The sequence below is a fragment of the Nocardioides maradonensis genome (genome assembly GCF_054777115.1).
Map to the genome: position 1 here is coordinate 291,507 of NZ_BAAHAZ010000005.1, position 15,802 is coordinate 307,308.

Here is a 15,802-nt window from a genome sequence, read left to right on the forward strand (position 1 = left end):
CGGTCAGGGCCGCACGAGTCGGCGGGCGGAGCGGAACCACGCGACCGCCTCGGCGGCCGTGGTTGGCTCCGGGAGGGGCGAGGTCAGCAACCTCTCCGCCGGTACGTCGCCGGGGTGCTCCCCGCACAGGGCGGCGAGCAGGTCCGGCCCCTCGAGCCCGGCCTCGCCCAGCGCCAGCACCTCGGCCTCGTTGAGCCCGACGGGGGTGGGCCCATTGCCCATGTCGGTGCCGTAGCGGATCGTGCCGCCGAGCGCCCGGAAGCGACGGATGTTGTCGATGGCCACCTCCCGATCCCCGGGCGCGTGGATGGCCAGCGTCGAGATCCAGGTCATCGCCCGGCCGCGCTCGAGGACGGCGTCGGACAACGGCTCCCACGGCGCGTGGACCAGCACGTCGGCGCCCGCATCGATGGCCCGTGCCGCCTGGCCCGGACCCTCGGCGTGCACCCCCACCGGCAACCCGGCGGCGTGCGCCTCCTCGACCATCCCCACCAGCACGTCATCCGGGAGCAGCGGCATCGAGGCGTTCAGCGCCACCTTCACCAGGTCGTAGCCGGCTGCCACCGCCTCACCCACCGCGGCACGGGCGTCGGCGGCGTCCACCACCGCCCGCACCGCTCCGGCCGGCGCCCACGACCGGCCCGACGGGTAGCCCCCGGGAGCCGTGTGGAACGGACCGGCGACCCGTACCCGCACCCCTGCCGGCGGGGAGTCCCGCAGGGCCAGGATCTCACCCGGCACCCAGCCCAGGTCGTGGACCTCGACCACCGGGCCACCCGCGAGCAGCGCATGGTCGACGAGCCCGAGGTGGACGTGGCGGTCGATCACCCCAGGGAGGAGTGTCTCAGCCACCGATGCCGGTCCGCACCGAGTAGAGCTCGGGGAAGAACGTCAGGTCGAGCGCCCGCTTGAGGAACGCCGCGCCCGACGATCCGCCCGTGCCGGTCTTGAAGCCGATCGTCCGCTGCACGGTCCGCAGGTGCCGGAAGCGCCAGAATTGGAAGGCGTCCTCGAGGTCGACGAGGTCCTCGCAGGTCGCGTACTCCTCCCAGTGCGCCTCGGTGTCGGCGTAGATCCGCTGCAGCACCGGCACCAGGTCGTCCGACTCCACCCAGGCGGCGCGCACGTCCCGCTCGAGCACACCCGGCGGGACGGCATGGCCCTTCCGCGCGAGGAAGCGGAGGAAGGCGTCGTACACCGTCGGCTCCTCGAGCAGCTCGGCGAGCACGGCGTGCACCTCGGGCTTCGACGCGAACACCGCCAGCATGCCGGCGTTCTTGTTGCCGAGGATGAACTCGACCGCGCGGTACTGGTGCGACTGGAAGCCCGACGACGACCCGAGGAAGCCGCGGAACTCGACGTACTCGGTGGGCGTGAGCGTCGCCAGCACCGACCACTGCTCGGCGAGCGTGCGGAAGATGTGCTTGACCCGCGCGAGCGCCTTGCGGGCGCGGCTGACGTCGTCCTCGTCGAGGTAGGAGCGCACCGCGCGCAGCTCGTGGAGCACGAGCTTGAACCAGAGCTCGGTGGTCTGGTGCTGGACGATGAAGAGCAGCTCGTCGTGGTGCTCCGGCCTGCTCAGCGGGTGCTGGGCGGAGAGCAGGGTGTCGAGGTCGAGGTACCCGGCGTAGTCCATGGTGGAGCGGAAGTCGGTGCGGATGCCCGCCTCGATCTCGCGCTCACCGGCGCCCACGTCAGGCCCCGAGCTTCGGGTCGATGAGGATCTTCGCGTGCCGCTCCGGGTCGGCGAGGTCGGCGAACGCACCGGCCACGCCGTCCAGCCCGACGGTGCCCGTGATCAGCGGTGCGACGTCCACCTTGCCCTTCGCGATCCACTGCAGCGTCTGGTGGAACTCGCTGGGGTCGTAGGCGAACGCGAAGCGAAGGTCGATCTCCTTGTTGATCGCCATCGACGGGCGGAACGAGTCGGTCTCCATGCACACACCGACCACGACGACGCGCGACAGGAGCGGCGCCGACGACACGACGTGCTCGATCATCCCGGGCACGCCCACGCACTCGAAGACGACCGGACCGCGCGGCGTCGCGCCCGCCTTCTCGGCGGCCCGCATCAGGTGCTGCCAGGGAAGCATCGGTACGGCGGTCAGCTTGTCCATCGCGTCGATGCCCATGCCCGCGAGGGCCGTCGGCTCGGTCAGGTAGCGCTTGCTGTCGCGGAAGCTCGTCCAGGGCGAGTCGGTCGCGGGGTCGACGACGACGTCCGCACCGCAGCGCTCCGCGAGCGCGCGGCGACCCGGCGAGAAGTCGCTGGCGATGACGTGGCGCACCCCGCTGGCCTTGAGCATCAGGATCACGGCCAGCCCGATCGGGCCACAGCCCAGCACGACCGCGGTGTCCTTCGCGCCGACCTGGCCCTTGCGCACGGCGTGCAGCGCGACGGCCATCGGCTCGGTCAGCGCGGCGTGCTCGGCCGGCACCGACTCCGGCACGGGCATGGTCATCGACTGGGTGCCGAGCACCTGCTCGGCGTACCCACCGGGGGCCTTCTCGGAGAGCCCGGTGAGCTGGATCGCGCCGCCTTGGCGCAGCACCGGGAGGGACACCACGCGCGTGCCGACCGGCCACGCCTTGCGGGTCCTGGGGCCGTAGTCGGCGATCGTGCCGACGAACTCGTGGCCCATCACGACGTGCTGGTCGGACCGCATGAAGTCGTCGTAGCCGAGCTCGGCGACGTCCTTCGCGGTCTCGTCGCCGTGCATGCGGGCGTGCAGGTCGGACCCGCAGATGCCGCACCGCTCGACGTCGATGAGGACCTGTCCCCGGCCGGGCGTCAGGTCCGGCACCTCCCGGACCGAGAGCTCGGACTGGTGGCAGACGACGGCGCGCATGCCCGCAGCGTATGCCGCCCTACCCGCGCGACCGCCGCGGCGGGTAGCTGTCGACGTACTCCTGCCCGCTCATCGCCTGGATCCGGCGCATCAGGTCGTCGGTGGCGGTGCGCCAGTCGTCCGGACTGGCGGCGTCGTACGACGAGAGCGGCAGCGGCTCGCCGAACTCGATCCGGACCCGCCCCCGCTTCCAGCCGCGCCGGCCGGGGTTGTCGACCTCCCGCGCGCCGCTGATCGCGACCGGTACCAGCGTCACGCCCGGCACCTCCAGCGCGACGCGCACGGCGCCGGTGTGGCCGCGGTAGAGCCGGCCGTCGGGTGAGCGGGTGCCCTCCGGGTAGACGGCCCACACGTCACCCTTGCGCAGCGTGGCGGCAGCCGCCTCCAGTGCCGCCGACGACTTGTCACCGCCCGACCGGTCGACGGGGATCTGCCCGGTCGCCTTGACCATCAGCCGGTCGGCGAAACCGCGGAGTCCCTTGCCCGAGAAGTACTCGGCCTTCGCGATGAAGCGCGGCTGCCGGCGCAGCACCAGGCACAGCACGAGCGACTCGATCTCGCTGGTGTGGTTCGGCGCGACGATCACCGGACCGGTGCGCGGCACCCGGTCCATGCCGATCGTCTGCGGTCGGGTGTACCAGCGGACGACCGGCCCGAGCACGACCCACTTCAGCAGGAAGAACCACATGTCCGAAACCTAGTCCTCTCCGGCCCGAAAACGCCCGGACGTCATACGTTCGGAGCGCTGGAGCGCTCGCGACGTATGACGTCCGGTGAGCCTGGTCGAGAGAGGATCAGTCCTCGAGCGCCTGGGCGACGCGGCGGTGCGCCTCCCAGATCTCCTCGGGCAGGCCCTCGAACTGGGCGAGGTGCTTCTCGCGGTAGCCCATCTCCTGGATCCAGCGGTCCTTGTCGATGGTCAGGATCGTGTCCAGGTCGGCGAGCGTCTGCTCGTCCAGGCCGTCGAGGTTGAGCTCCTCGCGCTTCGGGATCACACCGACCGCGGTCTTGTTGCCCTCGACCTTGCCGTTGCGGTACTGCATCAGCCACAGCAGCGGGCGCAGGTTCTCCCGGTAGCCGGGCCACAGGAACCGGCCGTCCTCGCCGCGCTGGAACCAGTTCACGTGGGCGAAGATCGGGTTGTTCGTCGCCTTGCCCACCACGTTGAGCCAGTGCTGGCCGTAGTCGGCCTCGGGGTAGGACATGAACGGGCGCATCGACATCGGGTCGTAGCGGAGCACGCCCTCGAGGCCGTCGGCCGCGGCGGTCGCCTCGGCACCCAGCGTGAGACCGTCGTACACGCCCTCGGCCAGGTCGTCGATCGCGCGGATCAGCGGCTCACGATCGCGGGTACGGCCACCGAAGATGATGCCGTGGATCTCGACACCGGCGGCGTCGTCGTAGTCCTTGGCCACGTTCGGGACGTTGGCCAGGGTGGTGGTGAACCGGGAGTTCGGGTGCGCCCACGGGGCGTCGATGTCCTCGCCCTGCCGGTCGGCGATCTTCTCGCCCTTCCAGTCCAGCCAGCCGTCGAGGTCGGTCGGCTTGTCGCCGCGACCCTCCCACCAGACCTCCTGGGTCTTCTCGTTGTAGGCGACGTTGGTGTAGATGACGCCCAGACCCGGCTTGATCGACTCGATCGCGGTCGGGTTGGTCTTCTCGTTGGTGTCCTTGGCGACGCCGAAGACACCGTTCTCCGGGTTGAAGCCGCGGAGCACGCCGTTCTCGTCGACCCAGATCCAGGCGATGTCGTCGCCGTAGAACTCCACGTAGTAGCGGTCACCGAGCGCGTCGGGGGCCAGCGTCATCGCGAGGTTCGTCTTGCCGGAGGCCGACGGGAAGCCGCCGCAGATGTTGTACTTCTCGCCGGTCTCCTTGTCGGTGATGCCGAGCAGCATGAACTGCTCCACCAGGAAGCCGTTCTTCCACCCGTCGTAGGAGCCCTGGCGCAGGCCGTGGGCGATCTTGCCCAGCAGCGCGTTGCCGCCGTACGACGAGCCGAAGTGCAGGATCGTGCGCTCGTCGGCGACGGTCACGAAGTAGCGCTTGTCGTCCGGGGTGCCCTGGCCGAGGTTCGGCAGGTCGCCGGTCACGTGGACCGCGCGGACGAAGTCGTCACCCATGTGGTTGATGTAGTCCACACCGACCCGCGACATGCGGATCATCTGGAGCACCACGTTGACGTTGTCGGTGAGCTCGACGCCCGCGGCGAACTTGTCGAGGGGGCCGCCGGCCGGCGCCATCAGGTAGGGGATGACGTACATGGTCTTGCCCTCGGAGGCGCCGGTCATCAGCTCGATGAGCTTCGGCTTCATCTCCGCGGCGGGACGCCAGTTGTTGTACGTGCCCTTATCGCGCTCGTCGCTGGTCGCGACGATCGTGCGCTCCTCGGCGCGTGCGGTGTCCTTGTAGTAGGACCGCGAGTAGTAGCTGCCCTCACCGGCAGGAAGGAGCTCGCCGGAGGCCAGCGCCTCCTCGATCAGCCGGGCGTCGTCATCGGCCGAGACGACCTGGACGTCGGCCGCTCCGGTCACCCCCGCCCAGTGCGCGACGTACTCCCGAACGTGGGGGTTCGTGAGGCCTGCCTCATCGAGCGCCTTCTCCACATCCACCATGTGCCTTTGCCAGCCTTTCGGTCCTGATCAGGGTGGGGCGACGTTACCTCATCGAAATAGAGGTCACGACGGCCCCGTGCATTGCTGCCCGTCCGTTGGACACCGTCGTCCGCATCGCCACCCTCGCACGCCGGGTGCGGGTGGGCACGCCGGGGGGTCGAATCGTGTGGCAGGTCCCCCCGAAGGCGCACGAGTTGGATCGGCAAGCCGCAACGCGGAGGGCGGGACGTCTCGGTCAGCATACGGGAGGATGGGCCCGTGGGCCGATTCACGATCGGGGACTGCTTGCAGGGCTACCTCGCGCACCAAGTCGTCGAGGTGCGCCGCCTGAGCGAGCGTCGGTACGCCGACGGGCGGCTCGGCGACGACGGCAGCCCGGACGGCAGCGAGGACGTCCACGACCTGCGGGTCGCCCTGCGGCGGATCCACAGCACGCTGTCGGCCGGGGCTCCGGCGTACGAGAAGAAGGCGGTGGCGCCGCTGCGCAGGGACGTGCGGGATCTGATCGGCGTGCTCGGCGTACCCCGGGACCTGGACGTGCTCTCCGAGCTGCTGCTGCCGCGCGTCGAGGACCCGGCCGACCGGGTGCTGGTGCGCGACGTGCTCGCGGCTCGGCACGACCGCGCGGAGGCCGCGGCGCTGGCCGCGCTGCAGCCGTCCTCGATGGAGGGACTGGAGCGCTCGCTCGACCACCTGGTGGCCACGCCGCCGACGACGTCACGCGCCGAGCGGTCGGCGCGCAAGGAGGCGCCGCGCCTCGCGCGTCGGGAGGTACGCCGTTTGGCCCGCCTCGCCGAGCACGCGCACCGGCTGCCGACCGATTCCGAGCGCTGGGAGGCGCTGCACGACGTGCGCAAGGCGGCCAAGCGGACCCGCTACCTGCTCGAGGCGACCGCGCAGGCGCACGGTTCGCCGAAGGGCGCGCGGATCAAGGAGCTCACGGCGCTGCAGGACGTCCTGGGCGACCAGCACGACCTCGTCGTCGCGGCCCGGCTGGTCCGCGAGCTGGGGGCGGCCGAGCCGGCAGGCCTGGTCACCCTGGCCGACGCGCTCGAGGACGAGGCGGAGTCGCTGGTCCCGGCGTACGTCGAGGCGTGGGAGCGCGTGCGGAAGCGTGCCGTCGCGGCAGGATGGCTCGGGTGACGAACCGCTCCTGGTGGGGCTGGGGCACCGACGCCGCCGAGCTCTCCCCCGGCGAGACCGCCGAGCTCACCGCTCGCGTGGGCGCGCTGCTCCCCGGCCACGACCTCACCGACCACGCGCCGCCGGATCCCCGCACGCTGGGCGTGGCCGCTCCTCGGGTGGCTCCCCCGGCCACCCTCGCCGCCCTCTGCTCCGACGACGTCGTCGACCGGCTCGGGCACGCGCGCGGCAAGGCCTTCCGCGATGTCATCCGCAACCTGGCCGGCGACGTGTCCCACGTGCCCGACCTCGTCGTACGACCGCGTCATGAGCAGGACGTCGTCGACGTCCTCGACTGGTGCACTCGCGCGCAGATCCCGGTCGTCCCGTACGGCGGCGGCAGCTCGGTCGTCGGCGGCGTGGAGCCGCGCTTCGACGGACCGGCGATCTCGCTCGACCTGGGCCGTCTCTCGCAGGTGGTCGAGGTGGACCCGGTCAGCCGGGCCGCCCGGATCCAGGCGGGCGCCTACGGTCCCGCGCTCGAGGACCAGCTGCGGCCGCACGGCCTGACCCTGCGGCACTTCCCGCAGTCCTTCGAGTTCTCCACGCTCGGCGGCTGGCTGGCCACCCGCGCGGGCGGCCACTTCGCCACCCTGGCCACCCACATCGACGACCTGACCGAGTCGGTGCGCGTGGTGTCGCCGGCGGGGATCGGCGAGTCCCGCCGGCTGCCCGGCTCCGGGGCCGGACCGTCGCCGGACCGGATGTTCCTCGGCTCGGAGGGATCGCTCGGCGTCATCACCGAGGCCTGGATGCGCCTGCAGCAGCGGCCGGTCTGGCAGCAGACCGTCACCGTGGGCTTCGCGTCGTACGACGCCGCGGTGGCCGCCACCCGTGCCGTCGCCCAGTCCGGGCTGCACCCCTCGAACTGCCGGCTGCTCGACCCCGCGGAGGCGTTCATGAACGCCGGCACGGAGACCGCGGGCGGGCTGCTGCTCATCGCCTTCGAGTCGGCCGACCACCCGGTCGACGCCTGGCTCGACCGTGCCCTGGCGCTCGTCGCCGACCACGGCGGGACGGTCCTGGCCCGTCGCGACCGCTCCGCGTCGTCGCCGACGGGGGCCGACGCGTCGCAGTCGTGGCGCTCGGCCTTCATCCGGATGCCCTACCAGCGCGACGCGCTCGCGCGCCGCTCGATGATCGCGGAGACCTTCGAGACGGCCTGCACCTGGGACACGTTCCCGGCGTTCCACGCGGCGGTCACCGCCGCCGCACAGCAGGCCATCACCGAGGTGTGCGGCGGCCAGGGGCTCGTGACCTGCCGGTTCACGCACGTCTACCCGGACGGCCCGGCGCCGTACTACGGCATCTTCGCGGCGGGCCGCTGGGGCAGCACGCTCGCGCAGTGGGACGAGATCAAGGCGGCCGTCTCGGACGCGATCGCCGCGAACGGGGGCACGATCACCCACCACCACGCGGTCGGCCGCGACCACCGCCCCTGGTACGACGCCCAGCGCCCGGCCCCGTTCGCCGCCGCTCTGGCCGCGGCGAAGCAGGCGCTCGACCCGGCGGGGATCCTCAACCCCGGCGTGATCGTCTGACCCCTCTCACGCGACCCACGCCTCGCTGCGCTCCCAGAGCTCGGCGGCGAGCTCGGGCGTGACCACCTTCGAGGGCTGCTTCTCGCGCTGGTTGTCGTAGTACCGACCGGTCGCGTCGCCGACGTCCGACGAGGTCGCGCAGTAGACCGAGGTCTTCGCCCCGTCGGCCGTCGACTTCATGAACAGCTTCATCACCTGCCGCAGCCCCGGCGGCACCTCCCGCCACACGTCGGACGCGATCGCCCCCGGGTGCAGGGAGTACGTCGTCACCCCGGTGCCCGCCATCCGCCGACCGAGCTCCTGGGCGTGCAGGACGTTGGCCAGCTTGGAGACGCAGTACTCGTCGAACGCGGTCCGCGTCACCGACGGCTTCCGCACGGCGTCCCAGTCGATGCCCTTGGCCCGGTAGTGACCGGTGCTGGCGACGTTGACGATGCGCCCCGGCCCGGTCTCGGCGACCCTGTCGCGCAGCAGCTCGGTGAGCAGGAACGGCCCGACGTGGTTGGTGCCGAAGGCCAGCTCGAAGCCGCTCGCGGTCATGCCGCGCTTGCCGGCGAGGCCGGCGTTGTTGATGAGCACGTCGAGCCGCTCGCCGGAGGCCAGGAAGGTCGCCGCGGCGGCCCGGACCGAGGCCAGGTCGCCGAGGTCGAGCGGGATCCAGTCCAGGTCGGTGTTGCCGGTGTCCTCGGCGATCTCACGGATGGCGGCCCGGTTCTTCTCCTCCGACCGTCCCGCGATCACCACCCGCGCACCCCGCCCGGCGAGGTTGCGCACCGTCTCCTTGCCGATGCCCGTGTTCGCACCGGTCACCAGGAACGTCTTGCCGCTCAGCTCAGCCATGGTGAGCATCCTGGCGTGCTCCCGCGCGGAAGTCGTCCTACTCAGGGCGGAACCCTGGGCGGGTCGCTTCTGTCCGGGCGTCTGGCGGGGAAGGGTGCGCCGGGGGGTGAGCCCCTATGGGTCACCCCGGTGCTGGCGCAGGACCTACGCAAGGCGTCGGGGTGACCCATAGGGGCTAGTCCCCCGGACACCCTCCCCGCCAGACGACCCTCCCTTGGCGACCCGCCCAGGGTTCCGCAGCCCTACCCGATGTAGCTCATCACGTGCTTGATGCGGGTGTAGTCCTCCAGGCCGTACATGGAGAGGTCCTTGCCGTAGCCCGAGTGCTTGAAGCCGCCGTGAGGCATCTCGGAGACGAAGGGGATGTGGGTGTTGATCCACACGACGCCGAAGTCGAGCTTGCGGCTCATCCGCATCGCGCGGGCGTGGTCCTTGGTCCAGACCGAGGAGGACAGGCCGTACTGGACGCCGTTGGCGTAGGACAGGGCCTGCGCCTCGTCGGCGAACGGCTGGACGGTGATGACGGGGCCGAAGATCTCGTTCTGGACCTGCTCGTCGTCCTGCTTCAGGCCGGACAGCACGGTGGGCTCGTAGAAGTAGCCGCCCTCGCCACCCTCGACCGTCGCAAACCGGCCGCCCGCGGCGACCGACGCGTGGTCCGGCAGCCGGTCGACCATGCCCGCGACCCGGGCCAGCTGGTCGGCGTTGTTGAGCGCGCCGTAGAGGACGTCGGGGTCGTCGGGAAGACCGGTCCGGGCGGCCCGCGCCTGCTCGGTCAGCGCCGCCACGAACTCGTCGTGCACGCCCGCCCCGACCAGCACGCGCGTGGCCGCGGTGCAGTCCTGGCCGGCGTTGAAGTAGCCGGCCGTGGCGATGGCCTCGGCGGCCGCGGCGATGTCGGCGTCGTCGAAGACCACCACCGGCGCCTTCCCGCCGAGCTCGAGGTGGACCCGCTTGAGGTCGGTGGCCGCGGAGCCCGCGACCTCCATGCCGGCCCGCACCGAGCCGGTGATGGCCACCATCTGCGGCGTCCGGTGCGCCACGAGCGCACGGCCCGTGTCGCGGTCGCCGCACACCAGGTTGAGCACGCCCGGCGGCAGGAACTCCTGGCACAGCTCGGCGAGCAGCGTCGAGGACGCGGGCGTGGTGTCGCTGGGCTTGAGGACCAGGGTGTTGCCGGCCGCGAGCGCGGGCGCGATCTTCCAGATCATCATCATCAGCGGGTAGTTCCAGGGCGTCACCTGGCCGATGACGCCGATCGGCTCGCGCCGGATCCAGCTGGTGTGGTCGGCGAGGTACTCCCCCGCCGACTTCCCCTCGAGGACCCGCGACGCGCCGGCGAAGAACCGGAAGTGGTCGCTCGCGATGCCCAGCTCCTCGTCCATCGTGAGCTGGAACGGCTTGCCCGTGTCGGTCACCTCCACCCGGCAGATCTCCTCGGCCCGCTCGTCGATCGCGTCGGCGATCCGGAGCAGGGCGCGGGCGCGTTCGCGCGGGGTGGTGTCGGCCCAGGCCTCGAAGGCGGCGTCGGCGGCGGCGTACGCCACGTCGACGTCGTGCTCGTCGGAGAGCGGGGCGGTGGCGTAGACCCGGCCCGTCGCCGGGTCGATCACGTCGTACGTCGCCCCGCTGGCCGCGTCGACCGGCTTGCCGTCGACGATGTTGTGGAAGGTGGTGTCAGGCATCTCTGTCTCTGGGTCAGTGCGCCAGGGCCCGGGCCCGGCGGCGGTTGTTGATCTCGCCGACCAGGACGATCGTGATCGAGATCAGGAACATGGCGGTGCCGATGACGTTGACCTGCATGGGCACGCCGCGTTGCGCGGCACCCCAGACGAACATCGGGAACGTGACGGTCTGGCCGGCGTTGAGGTTCGTGATGATGAAGTCGTCGAACGACAGCGACAGGCTGAGCAGCGCCGCCCCGAGGATGCCCGGGAGCACCAGCGGGAAGGTGATCCGCCAGAACGTCTGCGACTCGGTCGCGTAGAGGTCCATCGCCGCCTGCTCGAGGTTCTCGTCGAGACCGGCCAGTCGCGCCTTCACCGTGACGATGACGAACGACAGGCAGAACATCACGTGGGCGATGAGGATCGTCCAGAAGCCGAGCGGCGGTCCCCAGCGGCTCGCCGAGAGGAACAGCGCGAGCAGCGAGGAGCCCATCACGATCTCGGGCGAGGCCATCGGCAGGAAGATCACCGTGTTGGCCACGGAGCGCCCCGCGAACTGGTGCCGGACCAGGCCGAAGGCGGCCATCGTGCCGATCGCCGTGGCGACGATCGTCGACGCCAGGCCGATCAGGACGCTGATCCCGACCGCGTGGCACATGCCCTCCGGCTGGCACATGTGCGCCCAGTTGTTCCAGGTGAAGCCCTTGAACTCGTAGACGTTCTTGGACTTGCCGGGGTCGTTGAAGCTCATCAGCACCACGACCGCGATCGGCACGAACATGTAGACCAGGACGAGCAGTCCCAGGACCAGCACCAGGTGGTCGGCGATCCAGCGCCAGACCTTCGCGATGGGGTTCACAGGAGCTCCTCCGTCCCCGCCTTGCGGATGTAGACCATCACCAGGACCACGATGATCGCCATGAGCATCACCGAGAGCGCACCGGCCTTGGCGTAGTCGGTGCTGAACAGGCTCTGGATGGTCTGGCCGACCATCCGCTGCTGCGGGCTGCCGAGCAGCTGGGCGTTGATGTAGTCGCCGGCCGCCGGGATGAACGTCAGCAGGGTGCCGGCCACGACGCCGGGCATGGAGAGCGGCCACGTCACCTTGAAGAAGGCCTTCACCGGGGAGGCGTAGAGGTCGCTCGCGGCCTCGACCAGCCGGCCGTCGATCTTCTCCAGGCTGGCGTAGAGCGGCAGCACCATGAACGGCAGGAAGTTGTAGACGATCCCCGCGATCACGGCGAACGAGGTGTTGAGCAGCCGCCCGTCCGCACCGAGGACGTGCAGGTGGCGCAGCGTGCTCACCACGAAGCCGTTGTCGGCCAGGATCAGCTTCCACGACAGCGTGCGCAGCAGGAAGCTGGTGAAGAACGGCGCGATCACCAGCACCAGCAGCAGCGCGCGCCACCGGCCCGCCTTGAAGGCGATCGCGTACGCCAGCACGTAGCCGACGACCAGGCAGATCAGGCTGGCCACGGCGGCGTACAGGAGCGACCGGAAGAGCTCGGCGTGGTACGCCGAGAACGCGTCGGCGAAGTTCCCGAAGTGGTAGGTCACGTGGTAGCCGCTGAGCACCGACCCCTTCGGGTCGTACAGGCTGGCGGCGATCAGCGAGTAGAACGGGACCACGAAGAACAGGCCGAGCCAGATCGCGCCCGGCAGCATCAGCAGGTAGCCGGTGACCCGGCGCTGGGAGGCCATCAGTCCTCCTCGATGCCCGCGTTCACGTCCTGGCTCGCGTCGAGCAGGAACGCGAACTCGGGTCGCCACGAGACGTCGACCTTGGTGCCGGGGGCGATGAGGCCGCGGGCGCCGGTGTTCTGCTCGAAGGCGATGATCTCCTGGCCCCACGGCATCTTCACCTGGTACTGCGTCGAGACGCCGATGAAGCTGACGTCGGTGACGACGGCACCGGGCAGGTGGTTGCCGGGGGCGTCGATCGTCTCGCCCTCGGGGGCGATGAGGACCTTCTCCGGGCGGATGCCGACCCAGCCGCGGCCGGAGTCGGCGTGCGCGCGGTCGGCCGGGATCGACGCCTTGATGCCGTGCATGTCGACGACGACGCTGTCGCCGTCGCGGCCCTGCACCTCGGCCTCGATCAGGTTCGACTGGCCGAGGAAGTTCGCCACGAACGTGGTGCGCGGGTTCTCGTAGAGCTCGGCGGGCGATCCCATCTGCTCGATGACGCCCGCGTTCATGACCGCGATGGTGTCGGCCATGGTCATGGCCTCCTCCTGGTCGTGCGTGACGTGCACGAAGGTCAGCCCGACCTCGGTCTGGATCCGCTTGATCTCCAGCTGCATGGCACGACGCAGCTTGAGGTCGAGGGCGCCGAGCGGCTCGTCGAGCAGCAGCACGTCAGGCCGGTTGATCAGCGCGCGGGCGAGCGCGACGCGCTGCTGCTGACCTCCGGAGAGCTGCGGCGGCTTCTTGCGCGCCTGCGAGGTGAGCTCGACCAGGTCGAGCATGTGCTCGACCTGCTGCGCGACGTCGGACTTCTTCTGCCGGCGCAGGCCGAACGCGACGTTCTCGTAGATGTCGAGGTGCGGGAACAGCGCGTAGCTCTGGAAGACCGTGTTCACCGGCCGCTTGTACGGCTTGAGGTAGGTGATGTCGGTGTCGCCGACCTGGATGGATCCCGAGGTGGGCGTCTCCAGGCCGGCGACCATCCGCAGCGTGGTGGTCTTGCCGCAGCCGGACGGGCCGAGCAGGGCGAAGAAGGTGCCGCCCGGCACCTCGAGGTCGAGTGACTTCACCGCGGTGAAGGTGGCGAACTCCTTGGTCAGCTGCGAGATCCGCAGGCTGCGCGAGCCGCTGGTGGTGACGTCAGACGCCTGTGACATCAGAGAATGCTCCTTGGTACTCGCGGATCTGGAACTCGTCCAGTGCCATGAAGGTGTGGCTGACGGCGAGCGTCTTCTCCGTCGGGAAGATCAGCTCGTTGTGCACGGCGCTCGGATCGATCTTCTCCATCGCCTGCTGCGCACCCTTGACCGGACAGATGTAGAAGTTGAAGTCGGCGAGCGTCGCCGCGACGACCGGGTCGTAGTAGAAGTTGATCCAGTCCTCGGCGTTCTCCTTGTGGGTCGCCAGGTTCGGGATCAGCATGTTGTCCGCCCAGATCATCACGCCCTCCTCGGGCTGGACGAAGACCAGGTTGTCGTCGCCGGCGTTCGCGATGTCGCCGGACCACGCCTCGCACGCCAGCACGTTGCCGCTGGACAGGTCGGCGACGTAGTCGTTGCCGGTGTAGCGGCGTACCTGGCCGTCCTGGGTGACCTTCTCGAGCACGCCCATCGCCTGGCCCCACTGGGCGTCGGTGAACTTCGCGGGGTCGATGCCCTCGGTGAGCATGATCAGGCCCATCGTGTCGCGCAGCTCGCTCAGCAGCGTCATCTTGCCCTTGTACTTCGGGTTCGTGAGCAGCTCCTTGAACGACTTGACGCCCCCGGGCAGGTACTTCTTGTTGTAGGCGATCCCGGTGAGTCCGCTCTGCCAGGGAGCCGAGTACTCCCGGTTCGGGTCCCAGTCGACGTGCAGGGAGTCGATCAGGTTGGCGTGCAGGTTCGGCACCTTCGCCGGGTCGAGCTTCTGGATCCAGCCCATCTTGATCATCCGGGCGGCCATCCAGTCGGTCAGCACGAACAGGTCGCGCTTGGTCGTCTGGCAGGAGCCGAGCTGGTTGTTGACCTTCGCGAAGAACTCGTTGTTGTCGTTGACGTCGGCGGTGTAGTCGACCGTGATGCCGTACTTCTTCTCGAAGAGCTGCCGCGTCGACGTGCCCTTCTTGTTGTTCGGGTCGATGTACAGCGGCCAGTTCGACACGACCAGCTCGCGCTCGGAGGCCGAGAGGTCGGCGGTCGTGCAGGTCGCCGGGTTCTGCTTGCGGTCGGGGGTCGAGAACAGCGGCAGCACGCCGAGACTCGCGGCCGCGAACGCTCCTGCGCCGACCCCCTTGAGCACGTTCCGGCGCGACAGCGGCGCGCGCCGGGGCGGTTGCTCGATGGACATGCGTGTTCCCTCCGTCACATGATGGGCAGGGCGGACTCTTCCACCCATCTGGCCGATTCGCAAGGGATTCCGTTGTCACGAAACACGATCGCAACGGATTTCGTCATTTCAGCATCTGTTGAACGACGAACCCGAAACGTGACAACATCGCGCCCATGTCCGACGTACGCTCCACGACCGTCCTCGACAGCGTCTCCAAGGCGATCATCGAGCAGCTGCAGCAGGACGGCCGCCGCTCCTACGCGGCGATCGGGAAGGTCGTCGGGCTCTCCGAGGCCGCGGTCCGCCAGCGGGTGCAGCGCCTGGTCGACACCGGCGTGATGCAGATCGTCGCGGTCACCGACCCGATGGAGCTCGGCTTCGCCCGGCAGGCCATGGTCGGCGTCAAGGTCAACGGGCCGGTCACCCCGGTCGCCGACAAGATCGCCCAGCTCGAGGAGGTCGACTACGTCGTCATCACGGCCGGCAACTTCGACGTCCTGGTCGAGGTGGTCGTGGAGTCCGACGAGCACCTGCTGGACGTGGTCTCGAGCGGCATCCGCTCCATCGAGGGCGTCGCCACGACGGAGACGTTCATGTACCTCGGGCTGCGCAAGCAGACCTACTCGTGGGGAGTCCGCTGAGGGACGAGGCACCCCGAGGGGGCGAGGTCGGCACAGGGAGCGAGGCCGCACAGGGAGCGAGGCCGGCAGCGTTGCGCCGCCGGCGCCGGTTGCCGAGCCTGCGGTGCGGGGCGACGGAGGGAGCGCCAGCGACGGAGGAGGCGCGTGACGCACGTGAGGCAAGGCGCCGATCGGCGGCGACACGCTCGGCCTCGCGACCGAAAAACTAGAGCCGCCGCAAGCGTCTCGGGTCACTTGCGGCGGCAAGAAGAATCTTGCCAGACGTGCGTCCTCCCGTCACCTTTTCGTGACCTTCCAAAGGTAAAGTTTTCGCGGGCAGGTAACAGGCGGACTGCCCCGCGACAGGTCTAGACCCCCCGGGACTCGCTAGCCTCGGCTCAGTGTCAGGGTGATGGCACCGCTCCGGCGGTGGTTGGATCCTGATCACCCGGTGTCTGGCTCATAGCCTCGGTGCCGTCTTCGGACTGGCGCGCA

Annotated in this window: 14 protein-coding genes; 3 read left to right on the plus strand and 11 right to left on the minus strand. The window is 70.0% G+C overall.

All coding sequences use genetic code 11. From position 1 onward, the window contains the following. Nucleotides 1–3: 3 nt before the first annotated feature. The 5 genes from ACYVAQ_RS08080 to ACYVAQ_RS08100 form a co-directional block, all read right to left on the minus strand. Nucleotides 4–852 (minus strand): hypothetical protein, encoded by an 849-nt coding sequence (locus ACYVAQ_RS08080; RefSeq protein WP_460788061.1) that lies wholly within the window; start codon nucleotides 850–852, stop codon nucleotides 4–6. Beyond that, the gene (locus tag ACYVAQ_RS08085; protein ID WP_460788064.1) at nucleotides 845–1,693 is read right to left on the minus strand and encodes a tryptophan 2,3-dioxygenase; all 849 of its coding nucleotides are present in this window, start codon (nucleotides 1,691–1,693) and stop codon (nucleotides 845–847) included. Before ACYVAQ_RS08085 ends, ACYVAQ_RS08080 begins: the two co-directional genes overlap by 8 nt. 1 nt (nucleotide 1,694) lies before the next feature. Further along, complete coding sequence (locus ACYVAQ_RS08090) at nucleotides 1,695–2,849, minus strand: zinc-binding dehydrogenase (protein ID WP_460788066.1); 1,155 nt, start codon at nucleotides 2,847–2,849, stop codon at nucleotides 1,695–1,697. A 19-nt stretch (nucleotides 2,850–2,868) separates the two neighbouring features. Further along, nucleotides 2,869–3,537: a lysophospholipid acyltransferase family protein gene (locus tag ACYVAQ_RS08095; RefSeq protein WP_460788068.1), complete on the minus strand. Its 669-nt coding sequence runs from the start codon at nucleotides 3,535–3,537 to the stop codon at nucleotides 2,869–2,871. 106 nt (nucleotides 3,538–3,643) lie between these two features. After that, the gene (locus ACYVAQ_RS08100) at nucleotides 3,644–5,464 is read right to left on the minus strand and encodes a phosphoenolpyruvate carboxykinase (GTP) (protein WP_460788070.1); all 1,821 of its coding nucleotides are present in this window, start codon (nucleotides 5,462–5,464) and stop codon (nucleotides 3,644–3,646) included. A 258-nt stretch (nucleotides 5,465–5,722) separates the two neighbouring features. Between ACYVAQ_RS08100 and ACYVAQ_RS08105 the strand changes: the two genes are divergently transcribed. Then, complete coding sequence (locus ACYVAQ_RS08105) at nucleotides 5,723–6,607, plus strand: CHAD domain-containing protein (protein WP_460788072.1); 885 nt, start codon at nucleotides 5,723–5,725, stop codon at nucleotides 6,605–6,607. Then, nucleotides 6,604–8,187, plus strand: a complete 1,584-nt coding sequence (locus ACYVAQ_RS08110; protein ID WP_460788073.1) for an FAD-binding oxidoreductase — start codon at nucleotides 6,604–6,606, stop codon at nucleotides 8,185–8,187. The genes ACYVAQ_RS08105 and ACYVAQ_RS08110 overlap by 4 nt, the downstream gene beginning before the upstream one ends. A 6-nt stretch (nucleotides 8,188–8,193) precedes the next feature. Here ACYVAQ_RS08110 and ACYVAQ_RS08115 read toward each other — a convergent pair whose 3' ends face one another. From ACYVAQ_RS08115 to ACYVAQ_RS08140, 6 genes are all read right to left on the minus strand, one after another. Then, entirely contained in the window at nucleotides 8,194–9,027 is an 834-nt protein-coding gene (locus tag ACYVAQ_RS08115; protein ID WP_460788076.1) for an SDR family oxidoreductase, read from the minus strand. A 242-nt stretch (nucleotides 9,028–9,269) separates the two neighbouring features. Next, entirely contained in the window at nucleotides 9,270–10,712 is a 1,443-nt protein-coding gene (locus ACYVAQ_RS08120; RefSeq protein WP_460788079.1) for an aminobutyraldehyde dehydrogenase, read from the minus strand. Between the two features lie 13 nt (nucleotides 10,713–10,725). After that, the gene (locus ACYVAQ_RS08125; RefSeq protein ID WP_460788082.1) at nucleotides 10,726–11,553 is read right to left on the minus strand and encodes an ABC transporter permease; all 828 of its coding nucleotides are present in this window, start codon (nucleotides 11,551–11,553) and stop codon (nucleotides 10,726–10,728) included. Further along, nucleotides 11,550–12,395 carry an ABC transporter permease gene (locus tag ACYVAQ_RS08130; RefSeq protein WP_460788083.1) on the minus strand — a complete coding sequence of 282 codons (846 nt, stop codon included), beginning with the start codon at nucleotides 12,393–12,395 and terminating at the stop codon, nucleotides 11,550–11,552. The genes ACYVAQ_RS08125 and ACYVAQ_RS08130 overlap by 4 nt, the downstream gene beginning before the upstream one ends. Then, nucleotides 12,395–13,537 (minus strand): ABC transporter ATP-binding protein, encoded by a 1,143-nt coding sequence (locus ACYVAQ_RS08135; RefSeq protein WP_460788086.1) that lies wholly within the window; start codon nucleotides 13,535–13,537, stop codon nucleotides 12,395–12,397. Before ACYVAQ_RS08135 ends, ACYVAQ_RS08130 begins: the two co-directional genes overlap by 1 nt. After that, nucleotides 13,521–14,705, minus strand: coding sequence for a polyamine ABC transporter substrate-binding protein (locus ACYVAQ_RS08140; RefSeq protein WP_460788088.1), 1,185 nt, complete (start codon nucleotides 14,703–14,705; stop codon nucleotides 13,521–13,523). Before ACYVAQ_RS08140 ends, ACYVAQ_RS08135 begins: the two co-directional genes overlap by 17 nt. 155 nt (nucleotides 14,706–14,860) lie before the next feature. Here ACYVAQ_RS08140 and ACYVAQ_RS08145 point away from each other — a divergent pair, with 155 nt between their 5' ends. After that, complete coding sequence (locus ACYVAQ_RS08145) at nucleotides 14,861–15,328, plus strand: Lrp/AsnC family transcriptional regulator (RefSeq protein ID WP_460788091.1); 468 nt, start codon at nucleotides 14,861–14,863, stop codon at nucleotides 15,326–15,328. Nucleotides 15,329–15,802: the final 474 nt, after the last annotated feature.

Excerpts from the sequence above, each read along its gene's own strand:
- ACYVAQ_RS08090 (WP_460788066.1), bottom strand. The coding sequence starts at position 2,849 with ATGCGCGCCGTCGTCTGCCACCAGTCCGAGCTCTCGGTCCGGGAGGTG.
- ACYVAQ_RS08115 (WP_460788076.1), bottom strand. The coding sequence starts at position 9,027 with ATGGCTGAGCTGAGCGGCAAGACGTTCCTGGTGACCGGTGCGAACACG.
- ACYVAQ_RS08140 (WP_460788088.1), bottom strand. The coding sequence starts at position 14,705 with ATGTCCATCGAGCAACCGCCCCGGCGCGCGCCGCTGTCGCGCCGGAAC.
- ACYVAQ_RS08095 (WP_460788068.1), bottom strand. The coding sequence starts at position 3,537 with ATGTGGTTCTTCCTGCTGAAGTGGGTCGTGCTCGGGCCGGTCGTCCGC.
- ACYVAQ_RS08130 (WP_460788083.1), bottom strand. The coding sequence starts at position 12,395 with ATGGCCTCCCAGCGCCGGGTCACCGGCTACCTGCTGATGCTGCCGGGC.
- ACYVAQ_RS08135 (WP_460788086.1), bottom strand. The coding sequence starts at position 13,537 with ATGTCACAGGCGTCTGACGTCACCACCAGCGGCTCGCGCAGCCTGCGG.
- ACYVAQ_RS08120 (WP_460788079.1), bottom strand. The coding sequence starts at position 10,712 with ATGCCTGACACCACCTTCCACAACATCGTCGACGGCAAGCCGGTCGAC.
- ACYVAQ_RS08100 (WP_460788070.1), bottom strand. The coding sequence starts at position 5,464 with ATGGTGGATGTGGAGAAGGCGCTCGATGAGGCAGGCCTCACGAACCCC.
- ACYVAQ_RS08145 (WP_460788091.1), top strand. The coding sequence starts at position 14,861 with ATGTCCGACGTACGCTCCACGACCGTCCTCGACAGCGTCTCCAAGGCG.